The organism is Tamlana crocina, assembly GCF_012037625.1.
Genome location: NZ_JAAVJS010000372.1, coordinates 1 through 397 on the forward strand (window position 1 = coordinate 1; position 397 = coordinate 397).

The following is a 397-nucleotide window of genomic DNA, read 5'->3' on the forward strand; positions in this document are numbered from 1 at the left end:
GTTAAGGAAATGGGAGAAGTCATTAAACTGGCCATCCTGGATGAAAAAGTGAAAAATCCGAAGAAACTTTAATTTTAGAATAACATATAAAAACCCCGGAAAGACCTTCCGGGTTTTTTTATTGGACTTACGTTCTGTAAAGTGCAGCATGATTCCTTATTTTTGCACTCCTACACCAGAAAAGATATTAATGACTAAAAGGATAACCATAGCGATAGACGGATTTTCATCAACCGGTAAAAGTACTGTAGCTAAGCAGCTGGCAAAGGAGCTGGGTTATGTTTATGTAGATACCGGAGCCATGTATCGGGCCGTTACCCTATATGCGCTAAGGCAGGAATTTATTGCTGAAGGTCATTTTGATCCTCATGCTCTTATTGCTGAACTGCCTCTCATT

The 397-nt window shown here is 39.5% G+C and carries 1 protein-coding gene; it reads left to right on the forward strand.

Features of this window, described 5'->3' with window-relative positions; all coding sequences use genetic code 11:
• Positions 1-190 precede the first annotated feature (190 nt).
• Positions 191-397, forward strand: a 207-nt coding sequence (locus tag HC176_RS17170; RefSeq protein WP_209309779.1) for a (d)CMP kinase, incomplete at its 3' end; no start/stop codon positions are given.